Raw genomic sequence first — 19194 nt, 5'->3', positions numbered from 1 at the left:
CGGGGGGGGGCTGGCGGCTTCGCGGGTGCCCCCGGCTGCCGTGTCCAACTCGCCGACTGCGGTGAGGAGTCGGGCGAACACGCCGTCCGGCGCCGCTAGCAGACGCCTCGGCAGTGGACAAGGGCGGCAGGTGGCGGGACCTCGCCAAGTGGATGTCAAGAATCCGTATGGGAAGTTCTACAGGGATGTAAAAGTCGATTTGGCCACACACGGCGCCGCGCCCGGATTGGGCGTTCGATGGCCGATCGGACGTCGGCGCAGGTGGTCGGTCGTGGTTCGGGTGGTAACCCTCTGCAAGACGGGGTGAATTGCCCGGTTTTGTCGCCCACTTGAGAGCCCCTTCGGGCTGGCGGGACCTGGCCAATAGCTGATGGAGACCTGTCAATTCACCTGATGGATTGTCATGCTTTTGGCTAGCCCCGACGGTAGCCCCCACCCCCACCCCTTGGTGGCCCGCCGCTCGACCGCCCGGGGTTTCAGCACGTCAGCGCCCATTCCGCCCCACAGGTGCCGACCCCGGCCCCCGGAACGCGGCGCGACCGCGTCCACACGCGGTTTCCCGGAAGGACTCGTACGTGAAGCGAAAGCTCGCGGCCGTCGCCGTACTCTCGGCCACCGCCCTGCTGACCGGTGTGATCCAGGTGAGCACCGCCGCCCAGGCCAGCCCCGTCGCCGGCCTCCAGACTCAGGCCGACCACCAGCACGCTGCCGTGCTCGCGCTGGCCGGCGGCCAGTCCGGCCCGCTCGCCAAGGCACTCTCCCTCGGTGGCCAGGAGAAGCTCGTCGCCAAGGACGCCGTGGTGGACAAGGACGGCACCCGGCACCTGCGCTTCGAGCGCACCTACGCCGGCCTGCCGGTGCTCGGCGGCGACCTGGTGGTCCACCAGAAGGCCGACGGCTCGGTCAAGTCGGTCGACAAGGCGGTCTCCGCCAGGATCGCGCTGCCGAGCCTGACCCCGCAGATCCCGGCCGACAAGGCCGCCACGCAGGCCACCGGCGCGGTCCAGGCCACCGTCGGGGTCACCGTCGACGCCGACGAGTCCCCGCTGGCCGATGTCCACCAGACCGGCAAGGCCGAGCTGGTGGTCTGGGCGAGCGACGGCAACCCGCGCCTGGCGTACCGGACCACCGTCGAGGGCGTGCGCGCCGACGGCACCCCGAGCAACCAGGTGCTCGTCACCGACGCCGCCACCGGCAAGGTGCTGTCCACCCACGAGAAGATCCAGACCGCCGCCGGCACCGGCAAGGGCGTGTTCGTCGGCCAGGTGCCGCTCACCACCGCGCAGAACGGCTCCAGCTACTCGCTGAAGGACGACAGCCGCGGCGGCCAGTCCACCAGCGACATGAACAACGGGACCTCGGGCAACGGCTCGCTGTTCGCCAACACCTCCAACAGCTTCGGCGACGGCACCGCCGGCAACCGCGAATCCGCCGCCGTGGACGCCCAGTTCGGAGCCGCCACCACCTGGGACTTCTACAAGAACACCTTCGGGCGCAACGGCATCCGCAACGACGGCGTCGGCGCCGCCAGCCGCGTCCACTACGGCTCCAACTACGTCAACGCCTTCTGGGACGACAGCTGCTTCTGCATGTCCTACGGCGACGGCAACGGCGACGCCGCCCCGCTCACCGAGATCGACGTGGCCGGTCACGAGATGAGCCACGGCGTCACCGCCGCCACGGCGAACCTCAACTACTCGGGTGAGTCCGGCGGCCTCAACGAGGCCACCTCCGACATCATGGGCACGATGGTCGAGTGGTACGCCAACCTGCCCTCCAACCCGCCGAACTACTGGATCGGCGAGCTGATCAACCTGCGCGGTGACGGCAGCCCGCTGCGCTACATGGACCAGCCGAGCAAGGACGGCCAGTCCGCCGACTCCTGGTCCGCCGACGTGGGCAACCTGGACGTGCACTACTCGTCGGGCGTGGCGAACCACTTCTTCTACCTGCTGTCCGAGGGCAGCGGCGCGAAGAGCATCAACGGGTTCGACTACAACAGCCCGACGTCCGACGGTTCGACGCTCGCCGGCATCGGCCGGGACAAGGCCGCGCAGATCTGGTACCGCGCGCTGACCGTCTACTTCACCTCCACCACCGACTACGCGGGCGCCCGGGCGGGCACCCTCAGCGCGGCGGCGGACCTGTACGGCAACGGCAGCGCCGAGTACAACGCGGTCGCGGCCACCTGGACGGCGGTCAACGTCAACTGACACCCGCCTGAGTGGGGCCCTGCCGATCCGTGGGTGCCGGCCGGCAGGGCCGCGCGGCGGGGGCGACGGTGTGCGGACCACCGTCGCCCCCGCCGTCATGTGTGTGGCCGCCCGGGGTGATGGGTGCGGTCTCGACGGCCTCGACGGCCTCGACGGCCTCGATGGTCTGGATGGTCTGGGCGGTGGGGGTGCGGCGGCGGTAGCGCTGCTCGGTCGCGGTGCAGGCGGCGAGCAGCAGGGAGGACGCCGCCGCGCCGGCGGTGATCGCGAACGGCGCGGCGGGCCCGAAGTGCGTGGTGGCCCGGCCGCCCAGGAAGGTGCCCGCCGACTGTGCCAGGATCAACGCGCTGACCAGCGCCGCCATCGCCTCACCCAGTCGGACGGTCGGCACCGTCCGTTCGGCCAGGCCGAACATCGTGATCAGCTGCGGTGCGACCGCCACCCCGAGGAGGCCCACGGCGGGGTCAGCGTCGGTCCGCTGTTCGCGCCGGTCCGCCAGCCGGCCCACCAGCGGACCGCCGACCGCCTGACCGCAGGCCAGCGCGCCGGCCACCAGGGAGCCGCGCCACACACTGTCGGTGTTCCGGCTCACCAGCAGCAGGGTGCCGATCGGGCTCATCGCATTGGGCAGCCGGCCGAGCAGCGACCACAGCAGTACCCGGCCACCGGTCAGCTGCGCCGCCGTACGGAACTTCACGACCACGGACATCGGTACGACCCCCACGCGGAGCCGGTGCGGGCGCCTGCCTCCCGTCACCGGCCCGACCAGGCGACAGCGTCCTGCGGGTGAGTCTCGACGGTAGGGGCGGGGCGAGGGGGCGGGTAATCGGCGGATCGGCCAGGGGCGTGGGGGGCGGGGCGGGGTGGGGTTGGAGGAGTGGACAACGGGGGCGGGGTGGCGGCGGACAGATAACAGATGACAGATTTCAACATCTGTTATCTGTTCGCTGCCATCTGTCCGGTGCCGTCTGTCCGCCGTCACCTGTCCGCGTGCCGCCGGGCCCGCCGCCTCAGGGCGCGAGATCCTTGCGGATCTGGTCCAGGATCAGGGCGGCCCCGGTGTAGCCGATTCCGAGCATCCACAGATTGTCGTCCACCTGGAACACCCGGCCGTTGCGGACGGCGTCCAGGTTCTTCCACAGCGCGCCGTCGGTGATCTTGCCGTGGTCGGACTTGGCCGCGTCCCCGTAGACGGAGTAGAAGATGACGTCGGCCGCCGCCTGGTCCACCTGCTCGGGGCTGATCTCGACCGAGAACCCGGGCTTGTCCTGGTTGGCGGGTCGGCCGAGCCCGAGGTCCTTGAACAACGAGCCGACAAAGGTGTCGTTGAGGTACAGCCTGGTCGGCCCGCCCGCCAGGAAGCGCGCCATCTCGACGCGGGTGGCGGCGGCCTTGGTCGGGCCGCCGAGCGCGGTGACCAGGTCCCGTGCCTTCGCCCGGTGCGCCGCGTCCGCCGCCTCGGCCTCCGTCTGCCGGCCCGTCGCCTCGGCGTGCAGCCGGACGTTCTCCTTCCAGGTCGGCCCGGTGGTCTTGGACAGCACAGTCGGCGCGATCTTCGACAGTTCGTCGTACCGCTTGTCGTCGCGCACCTGGTTGCTCAGGATCAGGTCCGGCCGCAGCGCCGCGATCGCCTCCAGGTTGGGCTGCCCGATGGCGCCGACGGCCTTCGTCCCGGCCAGTCGGTCGGCGGGCAGGTAGCCGGGGAAGGGTGCGCCCTCGGTGACCGTGGTCGCGCCGACCGGCGTGAGACCGAGGGTGACCACCGAGTCCAGCGCGTCGGTGTCCAGCGTCACCACCCGGGTGGCCCGTGCCGGTACGGTGCTTTCGCCGCGCGCGTGTCGGACGGTCCGGGCGCCGGCCCTGCCGCTCCCGTCGGCCCCGCTGCGCCCGTCAGCCGAACCGGCCGACCGCCCGGCGGAGTTCGAGCCGCAGGCGGCGAGCGCGAGACCCGGGGCGAGCCCGGCGGCGAGGCCGAGTGCGGCGCGGCGGCTGAGGGGTCTGGGCATCGCGGCTCCTCCAACGGGCGGGCAGGGCGCGGGAATCCCTGCCCGCCCGCTGGGGCGGCTACGCCTCGGTACCGTTCTCCCGTCGCTGGCGCAGCAGTTCGTCGTACTCGGCGTGCACCCGCCGGTCCATCGCGAGGGCGAACTGGGCGTCGACGACCGTACGGGCCAGCGGCCTCACCCGCAGGATGCGTTCGGTGAGCCGGCCCGCCTCGCCGGGCGGCAGCGGGGTGTCGGCGGCGAGGGCGCCGAGCAGGTGCTCGCTGACCACGTCGATGAAGATCTCGGCGATGGCGTCCACGTGCTCCCGGGTGCGCCGGCTGGCGTCCAGCACCACCGACAGCGGCACGCCCTCGGCGACGAGTGCGGTGGTGGCGTCCATCAGGCGGCGGCTGACGTGGGTGATCCCGTCGTCCTCGATCGTGATGTAGCCCTGGGTGATCGACTCGGCGGTGTTCTCCTCGGTGAGTTGGTCGCCGAAGACGGCCTTGAGTTCGTCCCAGTCCAGGCGCACCGGGGTCTCGTCCGACCAGGGGGCGACGATGGCCGCCTCCAGTCCGATCAGCTCGGCGACGTCCCGTCCGCTCTCGCCGGCGCCGATCAGTTCGGCGATTCCGCCCAGGGTGTGGCCGCGTTCCAGCAGCTCGCCGATCATCCGCAGTCGGGCCAGGTGCTCCTCGCCGTACCAGGCGATCCGGCCCTCCTTGCGGGGTGGCTGGAGCAGTTTGCGCTCGCGGTAGAAGCGCAGTGTCCGGGTGGTGATGCCGGCCGCCTCGGCCAGTTCCTCCACCCGGTACTCGCGTTTTCTGTCGCCCGCAGCAGCTCTGACCTTGTCCACGGCGATCAGCATAGGTCCGTCACCTCCGAAGGCTCCCGGAATCCGGGCGGTCGTGCTTCTTCCATCCGGTGTCAGCAAGGACTACCCTGCCCATCATGCCAGTGATTACTGGCGCGATTGGCGGGCTCCCGGGGCCGCCCCGGGGGCAGTACCGGAACGGCAGCGCGAAGATCACCGCCCCACCCTCACGAGGAGGCCGCATGGCATCCAGCAGCAAGCGCCCCCGCTCCGGCACGTCCGGCGCCCCGACGGCGGACGAGGCCGTCCCGCACGTCCGGGTGGCGGTGATCGGCTCCGGCTTCGGCGGCCTCGGCGCCGCGGTCCGGCTGCGCCGCGCCGGGATCACCGACTTCGTCGTCCTGGAGCGCGCGGACTCGGTCGGCGGCACCTGGCGCGACAACAGCTACCCCGGCTGCGCCTGCGATGTGCCCTCCCACCTCTACTCCTTCTCCTTCGCGCCCAACCCCGAGTGGCCGCGCAGCTTCTCCGGCCAGCCGGACATCCGCGCATACCTGGAGAAGGTCGCCACCGTCTTCGGCCTGCGCCCGCACCTGCGGTTCAACACCGAAGTGCTGGAGGCCCGTTGGGAGGTCGAACAGACCCGTTGGCGGATCACCACCTCGGCCGGTCAGTGGACCGCCGACGCCGTGGTCTCCGCCGCCGGGCCGCTCGCCGACCCGCAGATCCCCGACCTGCCGGGGCTCGACGCCTTCCCCGGCAAGGTGTTCCACTCCTCCCGCTGGGACCACGACTACGACCTGACCGGCAAGCGGGTCGCGATCGTCGGCACCGGCGCCTCCGCCGCCCAGATCATCCCGTCGATTCAGCCACAGGTCGGCAAGTTGACGATCTTTCAGCGTACCCCGGCGTGGGTCCTGCCGCGCCGTGACCGCGAGATCAGCCAGCTGGAGAAGTGGCTGCACAGTCGTCTGCCGCTGACCGGCACCATCCGCCGCGGCACCCTGTTCGCGCTCCGCGAGCTCCAGGTGGACGCCTTCGTGCGCCGCCCCGGGCTGCTGCGCGTGGTCCAGCAAATCGCCGAACGCCACATCGCCCAGGGCGTGTCCGACCCGGCCCTGCGCGCCAAGCTCACCCCGGACTACCGGATCGGCTGCAAGCGGATCCTGCTCAGCAACACCTACTACCCGGCGCTCGCCGCGGCCAACACCGAGGTCGTCGCCTCCGGCCTGCGCGAACTGCGCGGCTCCACCCTGGTCGCCGCCGACGGCAGCGAGCACGAGGTGGACGCCATCGTCTTCGGCACCGGCTTCCACGTCACCGACATGCCCATCGGGGCCCGGGTGTTCGGCGCCGACGGCACCAGCCTGGCCGAGGAGTGGAAGGACGGGATGGAGGCACTGCGCGGCTCGACCGTGCACGGCTTCCCGAACCTGTTCTTCGTGATCGGCCCCAACACCGGCCTCGGCAACAGCTCGATGATCCTCATGATCGAGTCCCAACTCAACTACCTGATCGACGCGCTGACCACGCTCGGATCGATCGGCGCCACCGCGATGCAGCCCACTGCCCGGGCCCAGCGGCAGTGGAACCTCGAACTGCAGCACCGGATGGACCGCACCGTCTGGACCACCGGCGGCTGCCGCAGCTGGTACCTGGACCCGAACGGCAAGAACACCGTGCTCTGGCCCGGCTCCACCACGGCGTTCCGCCGCGCCACCCGCAAGGTCGACCTCGGCGAGTACGAGCTGATCATGCGTGCCGGACAGGGCGTCGCCGCCCGTACCACCCAGGAGGTGTCCGCGTGAGGGCCGTCACGCTGCCCGCCGAGTACGTCGCACCAGCGCCCGTCGAGGAGTTGAGCGTCCGCTCGGCGGACGGGATCCGGCTGCACGTCGAGGTCCACGGCCAGCCCGGGGCGCCGACGGTCGTGCTCGCCCACGGCTGGACCTGCTCAACCGCCTTCTGGGCACCGGTGATACGCCAACTCGCCGACCATTACCGGGTGGTGGCCTACGACCAGCGCGGCCACGGGCACAGCGAGATCCCGCCGAGCCGCGCCCGCTACTCCACCCGGGCGCTGGCCGAGGACCTCTCCGCCGTCCTCGCCCGGACCGTCCCGGTGGGGGAGCGGGCCGTACTCGCCGGGCACAGCATGGGCGGGATGACCATCATGGCCGCCGGTGGCCGCCCCGAGATCGCCGACCGCACCGCCGCCGCCGTCCTGGTCTCCACCGGGCCGGGCGAGCTGGTGGCCGAACTCGCCGTACTGCCCGAGGCGGTGCGCTCCCCGCGGCTGCGCCGCTTCCTGCACCGGCAGCTGCTGCGCTCCCGGCTGCCGCTCGGTCCGGTCTCGCCGGCCAGCCGCGTCGCGCTCAAGTACGCCACGATGGGCCCTGGTTCGTCGGCCGGGCAGGTCGAGGCGACGGCCCGCATCGTGCACGCCTGTCCGACCGTCGTCCGCGCCAACTGGGCGGGCGTCCTCGACCGCCTGGACGTCCACGCCGGACTCGCCCGGCTCGCCGCGCCGACCGCCGTCGTGGTCGGCACTGCGGACCGGCTGACGCCGCCGGTGCACGCACACCGCATCGTCGCCGAACTCGCGGACGCGCAAGGCCTGTTGCTTCTTCCCGGGGTCGGCCACATGGCGCCGCTGGAGCGGCCGGTGGAGGTCGCCGCCGAGATCCACCGGATGGCCGCCGCGTACCTGCCCGCCGCTTCCGTCCCCATGTCCATCCCCGCTCCTGCCGCTGCCTCCGCCTCCGAGAGGAACGCCGTCGCATGAACGCCATTCCGCCGTTGTCCGCACAGGTCGTCGTCGTCACCGGGGCCGCCCGCGGGGTCGGCGCGTCGCTGGCCCGAACGCTCGCCCGGCGCGGGGCCAAGGTCGCTCTCCTCGGGCTGGAACCGGACGAACTCAAGGCCGTCGCGGCGCAGTGCGGTGCGGCCGCGACCAGCTGGGAGGTGGACGTCACCGACCTCGACGCGCTCAGCGACGCCGCCGGCCGGATCAAGGAGCACTACGGCCGGATCGACGCCGTGGTCGCCAACGCCGGCATCGCCATCGGCGGGCCGTTGACGGACAGCGACCACCGGGCGTTCAGTCGGGTCATCGAGGTCAACTTGCTCGGCAGCGTCGCCACGGCCAGGGCCTTCTTGCCCGCCCTCGCCGAAAGTCGCGGGTACCTGCTGCAGATCGCCTCACTCGCCGCGCTGACGCCCGCGCCGCTGATGAGTGCGTACTGTGCCAGTAAGTCAGGGGTGGAGGCCTTCGCCCACTCGCTCCGGGCCGAAGTCGCCTATCAGGGTGTCAAGGTCGGTGTGGGGTACTTGAGTTGGACCGACACCGACATGGTGCGCGGCGCCGACGAGGACACCGTGCTCAAGCAGATGCGGACCCGACTGCCGTGGCCGGCCAACAAGACCTACCCGCTGGAGCCGGCGGTGGAGCGGATCGTGGCCGGGATCGCCCGCCGGTCGGCCCATGTCTACGCCCAGGCCTGGTTGCGCGGCATGCAGCCGGTCCGCTGGCTGTTGCCGAGCCTGATCGCGGCGGTCGGCTCCCGCGATGTCGCCCGGATCGCCCCCCAGCTCGCCGCCACCGCCGCCTCCCGCCTGCGTGCCGTCGGCGCCGGCGGAGCCGCGGACACGGCCGTGCGGGGTGGCCGGAGCGACGCGGGCCGCTGACGGCCGGCGGCGGACGGTCGACAGCCGACAGATTTCAGCAAACAGGTAACAGATGACAGATTTCAACATCTGTCATCTGTTACTTGTTGCCCGTCGGCTGCCGGCCGTCGGTGCTCCGCCCGCTCACTCGCCCGCCCGCCCCCGTCACTCCACCCACTCCTCCGCCGCCCCCCGCGCGATCCGCGCGAGCGTCTCCAGCGCCCGGCTCAGGACGGGTAGCGGCGGCGAGGCCAGGGCGACCCGGACGGCGGACGGGGAGCGCCGGGGGTCGGCGGCGAACGCGGCCGCAGGCGTGACCGCGATGCCGGCGCGCGCCGCCGCCGCGACGAAGGTCTCCGCCCGCCAGGTCGCCGGAAGCTCCCACCACAGGTAGTACGAGCACGGGTCGGCCCGGACCCGCTGCCCCGCCAGCACCTCGCGCGCCAACTGCTGGCGGGCCGTCGCGTCGGCGCGCTTGGCCGTCGCGACCGCGGCGAGGGTGCCGTCCCCGATCCAGCGCACGGCCGCCTCCAGGGCGAACCCGCTGGGCGCCCAGCCACCCGAGCGCAGCGCGCCGGCCACCCGCTCGCGCAGCGCGGCCGGGACGACCGCGAACCCGGTGGTCAGTCCGGGTGCGAGCCGTTTGGAGAGGCTGTCGACGAGGACGGTGCGCTCCGGTGCGAGGGCTGCGAGCGCGGTCGACTCGGGGCGCAGGAAGGACCAGATCGCATCCTCCACGGCCCACAGGTCGAGCCGGCGCAGCTCCTCGGCGAGGGCGGCCGTCCGCTCGTACGGCAGGCTCCCGCCGAGCGGGTTCTGCAGTCGCGGCTGGACGTAGACGGCGCGCAGCGGAGCGGTCCGATGGGCGGCGGCCACGACGTCGGGCAGCAGCCCGTGCTCGTCCACGGCCAGCGGCACGAGTGTGATGCCCAGCCGCTGGGCGACTGCCTTGACCACCGGATAGGTCAGCGCCTCCACCCCGAGCCGGTGACCGGGCGGCACCAGGGCGGACAGCGCCGCGGCGATGGCCTGCCGACCATTGCCCGCGAACAGCAGCTCCTCCCCGGCGACCTCCCGGGATCCGTCCGACACCAGCTCCGCGAACGCCTGCCGGGCCGCGCCCGTCCCGGCCGCGCCCACCGGCGCGAGCGCGGCGCCCAGCGCGTCCGCCCGTAGCAGTGGCGCCAGTGCGGTGGCCAGTAGCCCGGACAGCTGGGGGACGGCGGGGTAGTTGAGCTCCAGGTCCACCGGCGCACCGGCCGGTTCGGCGAGCGCCACCCGGTCGCCGCCCGCCCCGCCGCCCGCCCCGCCGCCAGCCCCGTGTCCGGCCCTGACGAAGGTGCCGCGTCCGACCTCCCCGGTGGTCAGCCCGCGTCGGGCCAGTTCCCGGTAGACACGTCCCGCCGTGGAGTTGGCGATGCCCCGGCTGCGGGCGAACGCGCGCTGAGTGGGCAGTTGCTGGCCCGGTCGCAGCCGCCCGCCCGTGATGGCGGCGGCGATCTCGTCGGCGATCAGGCGGTAGTCGTCCATCGACGGGCATCTCTCCATGCAACTTGACAGGATTGCACCGAGTGCAAAGTCATCATTGCATTGAGATCGATACCGGCCCTAGCCTCCTGGCATGGAAGCACTGACCCTCGCCGTAGCCGCCGGCCCCGCCGGATCGGCCGGATCCGCCGGATCGGCCGTATCCGCCGTGGACGGGCACGCCGTGCTCGGGGTCGCCGCCGTGGCGCTCGGCATGGTGCTGTCGCCGGGGCCCAACATGATCTACCTGGTCTCCCGGTCGATCGCCCAGGGCCGCCGCGCCGGGCTGCTGTCGCTGACCGGGGTCGCGGCCGGCTTCCTGGTCTACCTGGCCGCGGTGACGGCGGGCGTGGCCGCCGTGTTCTCGGTGGTGCCCGCCCTCTACACCGCGATCAAGCTGGCCGGCGCCGGGTACCTGCTGTGGCTGGCCTGGAAGGCCGTCCGCCCGGGCGGTACGGCGGTGTTCGCCCCGCAGCAGCTGCCGCCGGACCCGCCGCGCAGGCTGTTCGCGATGGGCTTCCTGACCTGTCTGCTCAACCCCAAGATCGCCATCATGTACATCTCGCTGCTGCCCCAGTTCGTGGCACCCGAGCGCGGTCACGTCGCGGCGCAGAGCCTGGTGCTGGGCCTGACCCAGATCGTGGTGGCGGTCACCGTCAACGGGCTGATCGCGGTGGGCGCGGGCGGCATCGCCTCCTTCCTGAACCGCCGCCCGGGCTGGTTGCGGATCCAGCGCTACGCCATGGGAACGGTCCTCGGCGGCCTCGCCGTTCACATCGCCACCGACCGCGCCAAGGCCGTCGCCGCCTAGTGCTGTGACCGAGAAGGTTCACCGGCTTGGGACTGGTCTGGCCTGGAGGCGGCGATGGTGCCATCTTGTGATCATGATGCATGTTCGGGAAGCCGGTGACGCTGAGGCTCCGGCATTGGTCTTGGTGCACGGCGCTGGCCGAGGCGCACGCATGTGGCGACGTCAGATGGAAGCAATGTCCGGTCGCTTTCATGTCGTTGCCCCTGATCTGCCTGGGTTCAGCGGCACGCCAGGTCCGTTCAGCATGGCGGCGGCAGTCGAATCCGTTGCTGAGATCGCTCAACAACTAGGGCCGGTGCACCTGTGCGGCCATTCCCTCGGGGCGATCGTGGCGGCACGAGTCACAGCTGAGCACCCGGACCTCGTTGCGCGGCTGGTGCTGTCCGGCGGTCCTGAGATCGCACCGGGCAAGACGTCGCCGCGGCAACTCCGGAGCGGACGACGTCGCCCTGGCTGGCTGGTCCGGGCGATCTCCGACCTTCCCCATCGCGGCGCGTGGATCGACGTGCTGGACGCCCTGGAGGCGAGCGACCTCTCCGACGTGCTTCAGCGGATCGCCGCACCCACGCTCGTGCTGTGCGGTCAGCGGGATCGCGCCAGCCTGCCGGACGCCCGCCGGACCTCGGCGACCATCCCGGGAGCCCACTTGATCGTCGTTCCGCACGCAGGCCACCTTCTGCCCGTGACGGCGCCACACGCGTTCAACGCGATCGTCCAGGGATTCCTCACCCCCGAACACCAGCCGGCACCCTGAAGCCATCACGGACCGGCACGGCTCCTTCACGCGGCCATGTGTGATCCCACGTCCAGGCAGGCCCGGCCGGGCACGGATGTTGCACTCGGTGTGGGCGTGGCTGCAGCGAGTCGGTACCGTCGGGGCATGACCACAGCCTTGATCACCGGCGCGACCGCCGGCATCGGAGCCGCGTTCGCACGCCGGCTCGCCCGTAGCGGCTACCAGCTCGTCCTGGTGGCCCGGGACACCGGGCGCCTGGAGCGCGCCGCCGCCGACCTGGGCGGGAGGTTCGGCATCGAGGTGGAGGTGCTGACCGCCGACCTCGCCACCGACGAGGGCATCGCGGCCGTCGAGACCCGGCTCGCCGATTCCGACCGTCCGGTGGACCTGCTCGTCAACAACGCCGGTTTCGGCAACAAGGGCGCCTTCCTCACCGTCCCGCTGAAGGACGAGCTCGACATGCTGAAGGTCCACGTCGAGGCGATCCTGCGGCTGACCACGGCCGCTCTGCCGGGGATGCGCGAGCGCGGGAGGGGCGCGGTCGTGAACGTCGCCTCGGTGGCGGCGTTCCTGCCGCGCGGCACGTACGGGGCGAGCAAGGCCTGGGTGGTGAGCTTCACCCAGGGCGTGCTGCGCGACCTCGGCGGCACCGGGGTGCGGATGATGGCGCTCTGCCCGGGCTTCACCCGGACGGAGTTCCACGAGCGGGCCGGCATGGGCACCGGCAACATCCCGGCGTGGTCCTGGCTGTCGGCCGAGCGGGTGGTGGAGGAGGCGATGCGCGACCTGGCCCGGGGTCGCTCGTTGTCCGTGCCGGGCAAGCGTTACAAGGCCGTGGTCGCCCTGGCCCGGCTGCTGCCGTCCGGCAGGCTCGGGGGTCTGTCCTCGAAGGCGGCGCGCAGCTACCGGACGAACTGACACGAGGTCGGTCGGGCGGCCGCGGCGCGTAGAGCGCCGGACGGCACCGGACGGTGCGGGACGGTGACGCACGGCGAGGAGTCGCGGGCAGTGGCGGAGAGCAGTGAGGGACGACAGGGAATAGAGCAGCCCTCACTATTAGCTAGTCTAACTATGAGCTATGCTCGCTATGCTGGCGGCCGCCCGACCGCCCGACCCACGGAGGTCCGCCCTTGAGGCCCACCGCCATCGACTGGACGCCGCCCGAACGAGCCCAGGGCGAGCCCCGCCCACCGGCCCAGTGGCGGCGAATCCTGGCACTCTTCCGGCCCTACGCGGGCCGCCTCACCGTCGTCGGCCTGCTGGTCGCCGCCTCGGCCGTCGTGTCGGTGGTCTCGCCGTTCCTGCTCAAGGCCGTGCTGGACACCGCCATCCCGCAGGGCCGTACCGGGCTGCTCAGCCTGCTCGCGCTCGGCATGGTGCTCGCGGCCGTGGTGAACAGCATCTTCAACGTCCTGCAGACGCTGATCTCCACCACCGTCGGCCAGCGTGTCATGCACGACCTGCGCACCGCGGTCTACGGCCACCTGCAGCGGCAGTCGCTGGCCTTCTTCACCCGCACCCGCACCGGCGAGGTGCAGTCCCGGATCGCCAACGACATCGGCGGCATGCAGTCCACGGTGACGTCCACCGCGACCAGCCTGGTCTCCAACTTCACCGCCGTGATCGCCTCCGTGGCCGCCATGGTCGCGCTCGACTGGCGGCTCACCGTCGTCTCGCTGCTGCTGCTCCCGGTGTTCGTCTGGATCAGCCGCCGGGTCGGCAACGAGCGCAAGAAGATCACCACCGAGCGGCAGAAGCAGCTGGCCGCGATGAGCTCGGCCGTCCAGGAGTCGCTGTCCGTCAGCGGCATCCTGCTCGGCCGCACGATGGGCCGCTCCGACTCGCTGGCCCGGGAGTTCACCGGGCAGTCCGACCTGCTGGCCGACCTCGAAGTCCGGGCCAGCATGGCGGGGCGCTGGCGGATGAACACCATCCAGATCGTGATGGCCGCGATGCCCGCGGTGATCTACTGGGCGGCGGGCCTGTCCGCCGCGGGCGGCGCGCCGATCGTCTCGGTCGGCACCCTGGTCGCCTTCGTGACCCTCCAGCAGGGCCTGTTCCGCCCGACCGTCAGCCTGCTCTCCACCGGCGTGGACGTGCAGACCTCGCTCGCGCTCTTCCAGCGCATCTTCGAGTACCTCGACCTGCCGGTGGAGATCGCCGAGCCGCCGAAGCCGCTCACCCTGACCGACATCCGCGGCGAGGTCCGCTTCGAGGACGTCGACTTCCGCTACGACCCCGCGCAGGAGCGGCCCACCCTCTCCGGCGTCGAACTCAAGGTCCCGGCCGGGAGTTCACTGGCCGTGGTCGGAGAGACGGGCTCCGGCAAGACCACGCTCAGCTACCTCGTCCCCAGGCTGTACGACGTCACCGGCGGCCGGGTCACCATCGACGGCGTGGACGTGCGCGACCTGTCCTTCGACACGCTGGCCCGCGCGGTCGGGGTGGTCTCCCAGGAGACCTACCTCTTCCACGCCTCGGTCGCCGAGAACCTGCGCTTCGCCAGGCCGGAGGCCACCGACGCCGAACTGGTCGAGGCCGCCCGGGCCGCGCAGGTCCACGAGACCATCGCCGCCCTGCCGGACGGCTACGACACCCTGGTCGGCGAGCGCGGCTACCGCTTCTCCGGCGGCGAGAAGCAGCGCCTCGCGCTCGCCCGTACGATCCTGCGCAACCCGCCGGTGCTCATCCTCGACGAGGCCACCAGCGCGCTGGACAACCGCACCGAACACGCCGTCCAGCAGGCCGTGGACACCCTGGCCGCCGGCCGCACCACCATCACCATCGCGCACCGGCTCTCCACCGTCCGGGCCGCCGACCAGATCGCCGTCCTCGACCACGGCGAGGTCGTCGAACTCGGGACCCACGAGGAACTGGTGGAGCTGGACGGCCGCTACGCGGCGCTGCTGCGCCGGGAGGCGCCGGAGTCGGCCGCCGCCACACCGGAGCCGGCCGTGCTCGGGCACGTGTGAGCGGCCGCCTCGCGGGCGGTCGTCGTGGTCGGGCAGGTGCGAGCGGCCGCGCCTACGCGGCCTTCGGCACCTCGTTGTAGCTCTCCACGACCTCCTGGCCGGAGAGCCGCTGGATCGCCGCCATCACCTCGTCGGTCACCTGCCGACGGGCCTTCAGCGAACGGGCCTGCCCGTGCAACCCGTCGAAGTGCAGCGGCTCGCCGAACCGGACGGTCACCGTCTTGATCCGCGGCACGCGCTTGCCCACCGGCAGGATCTGCTCGGGCCCCTCCAGCGCCACCGGCACCACCGGCACGCCCGCGGTGAGCGCCAGCCAGGCGACGCCGGTCTTGCCCCGGTAGAGCCGGCCGTCCAGCGACCGGGTGCCCTCGGGGTAGATGCCGAAGGCCTTGCCGTCCTCCAGGATCTCCAGCGCGGACTCCAGCGAGGCCTGAGCGGAACGGTAGGTGCCGCGCTCGACCGGCACCGCGCCGATCGCCTCGAAGAAGCCCTTGGACAGCCGGCCCTTGAGCCCCGTCCCGGTGAAGTACTCGGCCTTGGCGAGGAAGTGGACCCGGCGCGGGGTGGTGAGCGGGATCACCACGCTGTCGATGAAGGACAGGTGGTTGCTGGCCAGGATGACCCCGCCCTTGCGCGGCACGTTCTCGGCACCCTCGATGACCGGCCGCCAGATACCGCGCGAGACGGGTTTCAGCACCAGCCTGGTGGCGAGATCGAGCATGGTTCCCTCCCTGGACGAACGATCGCCCGGGAGGAGCCCGGGCCTGCAATCAGATCCGCAGACTACGACACCCACCCCCGCGCCCGTCCACTCCCGCCGACCGTGGCGCGCACCACGGCCGGGTAGGGTACGGCCGTCCGAACCGAGCACAACCCCGCAGTACCAGGAGGGCACGATGGAGACCACTGAGGCGATCAAGGCCATGTTCGACCGCTTCGACAAGGACGGCGACGGCAAGATCACCCCGGCCGAGTACGCGCTGGTCGCCAACGAGATGGGCGACCACGACGTGACGATCTCGATGGCCGAGGCGCTGATCCACACCATGGACACCGACCACGACGGCGTGCTGACCTTCGCGGAGTTCCTGGCCGCCCGCCGGCGCTGAGTCCGCGTCGACGGGGCCGGTCGCCGTACCGGCGGCGCCGGCCCCGTTCGGAGGCCCGCGAGGGCCCCTGGTACCGACGTGTCAGGACCCCCGCGTCAGGAACCCCTCGCGTCAGGACCCCGCGCGTCCCCGCGTCAGGACTCCACCGGGAACACCCGGCGCACCACCCGCTCCGCCGCCCCGCCGTCGTCCCACGGGCAGAACCTCGCCCGGAACCGCGCCCGCGCGGCCGGCTCCGGATCGCCCGCCAGCAGCGCCTTCGCCAGCCCGTCCGCGTCCACCGTGACCGCCCCCGGCGGCTCCGCGAACAGGTCGAAGTAGACGCCGCGCACCCGCTGGTACTCCTCCCAATCCGGTGCGAAGACCACGACCGGCCGGTCCAGCACCGCGTAGTCGAACATCATCGACGAGTAGTCCGTCACCAGCGCGTCCGCCGCGAGGTAGAGGTCCTCCACGGTCGGGTGGGCCGAGACGTCCACGATCGCGGCCGAGCCCTCGTCCGCCGCCAGGTCGCCCGGGCCGCCGGTGTGGAAGTAGTGCGTGCGCACCAGCAGGGTGAAGTCCGGGCCCAGCCGGCGGGCCAACTCCCGTACGTCCAGCAGCGGCACGTAGCCGCCCTGGTCCCCGCGGTGGGTCGGGGCGTACAGCACGGCGGTGGTGCCGGGCCGCAGTCCGAACCGTTCGCGCATGGCGCGCACCTCCGCCGGTGCGGCGTTGGCCAGCCGGTCGTTGCGCGGGTAGCCGGTGTCCAGCATCTCGTACCGGCCGGGGAAGGCGCGGGCGAAGTGCTCGCTGGTGTGCGGGTTGGAGGAGACCAGGAAGTCCCAGCGGTCGATGGCCTCCTGGAGCCGGTCGAAGTCCATCCCCTCGGCGGCCTCGGGGCGCTCGCGCAGGTCCATGCCCATCGCCTTGAGCGGGGTGCCGTGCTGGGTCTGCACGTGGACCGTGCCCGGCCGCTTCGCCATCGTGCGCGGGAAGTTGACGTTGTTGACGAAGTACTTGGCGGTCGCCATCGCCTTCAGGTAGGCGGGGGTGTTGACGATCACGTACGGCACGCCGGGCGGTATGGTCGCGGCCTGGGCGCGGTTCTCCACCACCCACACGCCCCGGATCTGTGGCGCCAGTTCCCGCGCCTTCTCGTAGATCGCCGCCGGGCTGCAGGCGTAACCCCGGTGCCAGTACGCCGCGTAGACCGCCAGGTGCTCGTCCAGCGGCAGCCGGCGGAAGGCGTTGTACGCGGTGAACCTGGCGCCGCTGCGCACGCCCTTCCTCACCGCGGGCGCCACCGCCCGTGCCCCGCGCTTGAGTTCGCCCGGCAGTCGCCCGGTGCGGCGCAGCTCCGCGTACGCGATCCGGGCGCCGCGCGCGGCCAGCCGGTACTGCACGCCGCGCACGCCGCCGGGGTAGCGGTAGCCGGCCGGGCGGTGGCCGGCGAAGTGCCGGGCGATCTGGCGGAAGAAGTCCTTGCGCCGGTCGGCGGGGACCAGCCCGGGGGTGTCGTAGACGTTCAGCGCCTGTCGGACGGTCCGCTCGAAGACCAGGGTGCGCAGCGCGTCCGGGACGGGCTGGCCGGGGCGGTCCGGGCGGTCCAGGAAGGCGAAGATCGCGTCGTACTGGGCGAACACGTCGGCGTGCTTGGGGGAGGCGGTGGCGGTGATCGCGCCGTCCCGGCCGCGCCGGTAGAAGTAGCAGGGGCGGTCGAGGTAGCGCAGCCGCTCGGCGGCCAGCAGCGCGGGGTAGGTGACCGAGATGTCCTCGTAGTAGCCGCGGCCGAAGGAGACACCGAGGCCCTCCAGGAAGGCGCGGCGGAACACCTTGTTCCACACCGACATCACGGTCTGGAACAGCGCCGGGTGCTCGGCCAGCGTGCAGCCCTCGACCAGCGGGGAGTCGGCCAGCACGTGGCGCCAGGGGTTGGGCTCGGTGCCGCCGTCCGGGTAGACGTGGGTGAAGCCGGTCAGCAGGACGTCGGCGGGCGTCTCGCGTGCGCGCTCCCGCTCCAGTTCGTCCAGGACCGTGCCGACCGTCTGCTCGGGCAGCCAGTCGTCGCTGTCCACGAACCAGACGTACTCGCCGCGCACCTGCGGCAGGGCGGCGGTGCGGGCGCCGCCGAGGCCCTGGTTCTCGGTGAGGTGCAGGACCCGCAGCCGGGGGTCGCGGGCCGCGTACGCGTCCAGGACGGCGCCGCAGCCGTCGGGGGAGAGGTCGTCGACCGCGATCACCTCGAAACGGGTCTCCGAGGCGGGGGTGTCGCCGAGGATCGAGTCGAGGCAGCGCGGCAGGAACCGCGCCACGCCGTGGACCGGGAGCACGATGCTGAGGAGGAGGGGCACGCTGGCCGAGTCTACCGATCCACCGGGTCCGACCTGCGGGGACGTCGGGGAGGGGGCGCCTGGCGGGCGTCGGCGGGGCGATCGGCCGCCCCGGGGGCGGGGCTCCGGACCCGGAGCCGCCGGTGCCGGGCCCCGAGCGGGGTGGCACCGGCAGCCTGGTGGCGGCCCGGCCGACCCTCTACGGCCGGCCGCCGGTCCGGGCACCTCGCGAGCCTGGCCACCGCAGCGTCGAGGCGGCCGAGCAGTGGCTCGCAGGAGCCGGAGTTCTTCATCACTCGAACACATGCCTGGGTGCGATCCGGCATGAGCACGTTCTCACAGATATTGCTTGGAGGAATCCCGGGAGTCAATCCCTCGGATGTGTTCACTTCATGAAGCGTGGCCGAGTCGACCGGTCGCTTTGTCGACGACCGGGAGCCGTCCCCTATATCCGCGGCCGGGTCCGTGCCGCCTCCGTCGCCGCGATCGCCGCTGTGGCCGGTGCGACCACCGGGCCGCCCGTGAAACCCCGTGCGCCGGGCGTGCACCGGGCCACCGGGCGCCGGGTCCGCGCTCCGGGTCCTGCTGACGGATGGCCGGTCGTGCACCATCATTGATGCCTAGTCGTGACCGGCCTGGTGGCCCCTGGTGCATCGTCAGTTGACGCCGCACGATACGGTGGCACAACACCAAGGACGGTTGCGCGAAGGCCGTCCATCGCGGATAGTCTTCGCCTCACGGCCCTGGCGCCTCGTAGGGGTGGGAAACTGATGGAACACATGCAAGTGCGGACTCGGCCCCGCGTGCCGGCGATCCAGTGCGGTGTCGGCACGACCGGCCGTCGGATCGACCGACACCTGGCCGTGCTCGGCGCGCCCGCACTCTCGGCGGTGGACACCGCCGAGGCGCTCGGGTTGATAAGAGAGCTGACGCCGCGCGGCGAGAGCGCTCCGACGGCCAGGCGCCGCCACGTGCGGGTGTCGCTGCTGGCGCCACTGCGTCGGCTGCGGCGAAGCCTCTTCGGCAGTCGCGGCTAACCCGCTCACCTG

At 72.2% G+C, this 19194-nt stretch carries 16 protein-coding genes; 10 read left to right on the top strand and 6 right to left on the bottom strand.

Annotated features, from left to right (window positions below; all coding sequences use genetic code 11):
* Positions 1-575 precede the first annotated feature (575 nt).
* Positions 576-2213 (top strand): M4 family metallopeptidase, encoded by a 1638-nt coding sequence (locus ACIO5E_RS05120; protein WP_400663949.1) that lies wholly within the window; start codon positions 576-578, stop codon positions 2211-2213.
* Here ACIO5E_RS05120 and ACIO5E_RS05115 read toward each other — a convergent pair.
* The 3 genes from ACIO5E_RS05115 to ACIO5E_RS05105 all read right to left on the bottom strand — a co-directional run bounded on the left by ACIO5E_RS05115 (position 2206) and on the right by ACIO5E_RS05105 (position 5066).
* Positions 2206-2922, bottom strand: coding sequence for a hypothetical protein (locus ACIO5E_RS05115; RefSeq protein ID WP_400663948.1), 717 nt, complete (start codon positions 2920-2922; stop codon positions 2206-2208). The two genes, ACIO5E_RS05120 and ACIO5E_RS05115, sit on opposite strands and share 8 nt — an antisense overlap.
* Before the next feature lie 301 nt (positions 2923-3223).
* Positions 3224-4219: an ABC transporter substrate-binding protein gene (locus tag ACIO5E_RS05110; protein ID WP_400663946.1), complete on the bottom strand. Its 996-nt coding sequence runs from the start codon at positions 4217-4219 to the stop codon at positions 3224-3226.
* A 58-nt stretch (positions 4220-4277) separates the two neighbouring features.
* On the bottom strand, positions 4278-5066 hold the full coding sequence (locus ACIO5E_RS05105) for a MerR family transcriptional regulator (RefSeq protein WP_400663944.1): 789 nt from the start codon (positions 5064-5066) through the stop codon (positions 4278-4280).
* A 188-nt stretch (positions 5067-5254) separates the two neighbouring features.
* On the opposite strand from ACIO5E_RS05105, the gene ACIO5E_RS05100 reads away from it, so the two are divergent.
* Genes ACIO5E_RS05100 through ACIO5E_RS05090 form a run of 3 tightly spaced genes read left to right on the top strand, consistent with a single transcriptional unit; the run spans position 5255 to position 8699 of the window.
* On the top strand, positions 5255-6820 hold the full coding sequence (locus ACIO5E_RS05100) for a flavin-containing monooxygenase (protein WP_400663942.1): 1566 nt from the start codon (positions 5255-5257) through the stop codon (positions 6818-6820).
* Complete coding sequence (locus ACIO5E_RS05095) at positions 6817-7797, top strand: alpha/beta fold hydrolase (RefSeq protein WP_400663940.1); 981 nt, start codon at positions 6817-6819, stop codon at positions 7795-7797. Before ACIO5E_RS05100 ends, ACIO5E_RS05095 begins: the two co-directional genes overlap by 4 nt.
* Entirely contained in the window at positions 7794-8699 is a 906-nt protein-coding gene (locus ACIO5E_RS05090) for an SDR family oxidoreductase (RefSeq protein ID WP_280681174.1), read from the top strand. The genes ACIO5E_RS05095 and ACIO5E_RS05090 overlap by 4 nt, the downstream gene beginning before the upstream one ends.
* Before the next feature lie 144 nt (positions 8700-8843).
* On the opposite strand, the gene ACIO5E_RS05085 is transcribed toward ACIO5E_RS05090, so the two are convergent.
* On the bottom strand, positions 8844-10208 hold the full coding sequence (locus ACIO5E_RS05085) for a PLP-dependent aminotransferase family protein (RefSeq protein ID WP_400663938.1): 1365 nt from the start codon (positions 10206-10208) through the stop codon (positions 8844-8846).
* Positions 10209-10419: 211 nt separating this feature from the next.
* On the opposite strand from ACIO5E_RS05085, the gene ACIO5E_RS05080 reads away from it, so the two are divergent.
* From ACIO5E_RS05080 to ACIO5E_RS05065, 4 genes are all read left to right on the top strand, one after another.
* On the top strand, positions 10420-11016 hold the full coding sequence (locus tag ACIO5E_RS05080) for a LysE family translocator (protein ID WP_400664428.1): 597 nt from the start codon (positions 10420-10422) through the stop codon (positions 11014-11016).
* 73 nt (positions 11017-11089) lie between these two features.
* Positions 11090-11770: an alpha/beta fold hydrolase gene (locus ACIO5E_RS05075; protein ID WP_400664426.1), complete on the top strand. Its 681-nt coding sequence runs from the start codon at positions 11090-11092 to the stop codon at positions 11768-11770.
* 126 nt (positions 11771-11896) lie between these two features.
* Entirely contained in the window at positions 11897-12670 is a 774-nt protein-coding gene (locus ACIO5E_RS05070; RefSeq protein WP_400663936.1) for an SDR family NAD(P)-dependent oxidoreductase, read from the top strand.
* A 212-nt stretch (positions 12671-12882) separates the two neighbouring features.
* On the top strand, positions 12883-14724 hold the full coding sequence (locus ACIO5E_RS05065; RefSeq protein ID WP_400663935.1) for an ABC transporter ATP-binding protein: 1842 nt from the start codon (positions 12883-12885) through the stop codon (positions 14722-14724).
* 52 nt (positions 14725-14776) lie between these two features.
* Here the strand turns inward: ACIO5E_RS05065 and ACIO5E_RS05060 are convergent, their stop codons facing one another.
* On the bottom strand, positions 14777-15445 hold the full coding sequence (locus ACIO5E_RS05060; RefSeq protein WP_400663933.1) for a lysophospholipid acyltransferase family protein: 669 nt from the start codon (positions 15443-15445) through the stop codon (positions 14777-14779).
* Between the two features lie 175 nt (positions 15446-15620).
* On the opposite strand from ACIO5E_RS05060, the gene ACIO5E_RS05055 reads away from it, so the two are divergent.
* Entirely contained in the window at positions 15621-15833 is a 213-nt protein-coding gene (locus ACIO5E_RS05055) for an EF-hand domain-containing protein (RefSeq protein ID WP_280681185.1), read from the top strand.
* Positions 15834-15967: 134 nt separating this feature from the next.
* On the opposite strand, the gene ACIO5E_RS05050 is transcribed toward ACIO5E_RS05055, so the two are convergent.
* Positions 15968-18166 (bottom strand): CDP-glycerol glycerophosphotransferase family protein, encoded by a 2199-nt coding sequence (locus ACIO5E_RS05050; protein WP_400663931.1) that lies wholly within the window; start codon positions 18164-18166, stop codon positions 15968-15970.
* A 749-nt stretch (positions 18167-18915) separates the two neighbouring features.
* On the opposite strand from ACIO5E_RS05050, the gene ACIO5E_RS05045 reads away from it, so the two are divergent.
* Positions 18916-19182, top strand: a complete 267-nt coding sequence (locus tag ACIO5E_RS05045; RefSeq protein WP_280681189.1) for a hypothetical protein — start codon at positions 18916-18918, stop codon at positions 19180-19182.
* Positions 19183-19194 lie beyond the last annotated feature (12 nt).

It is taken from the genome of Kitasatospora sp. NPDC087314 (genome assembly GCF_044744365.1).
Taxonomy (GTDB): Bacteria; Actinomycetota; Actinomycetes; order Streptomycetales; family Streptomycetaceae; genus Kitasatospora.
This window is presented reverse-complemented; position numbering and strand designations above follow the sequence as displayed.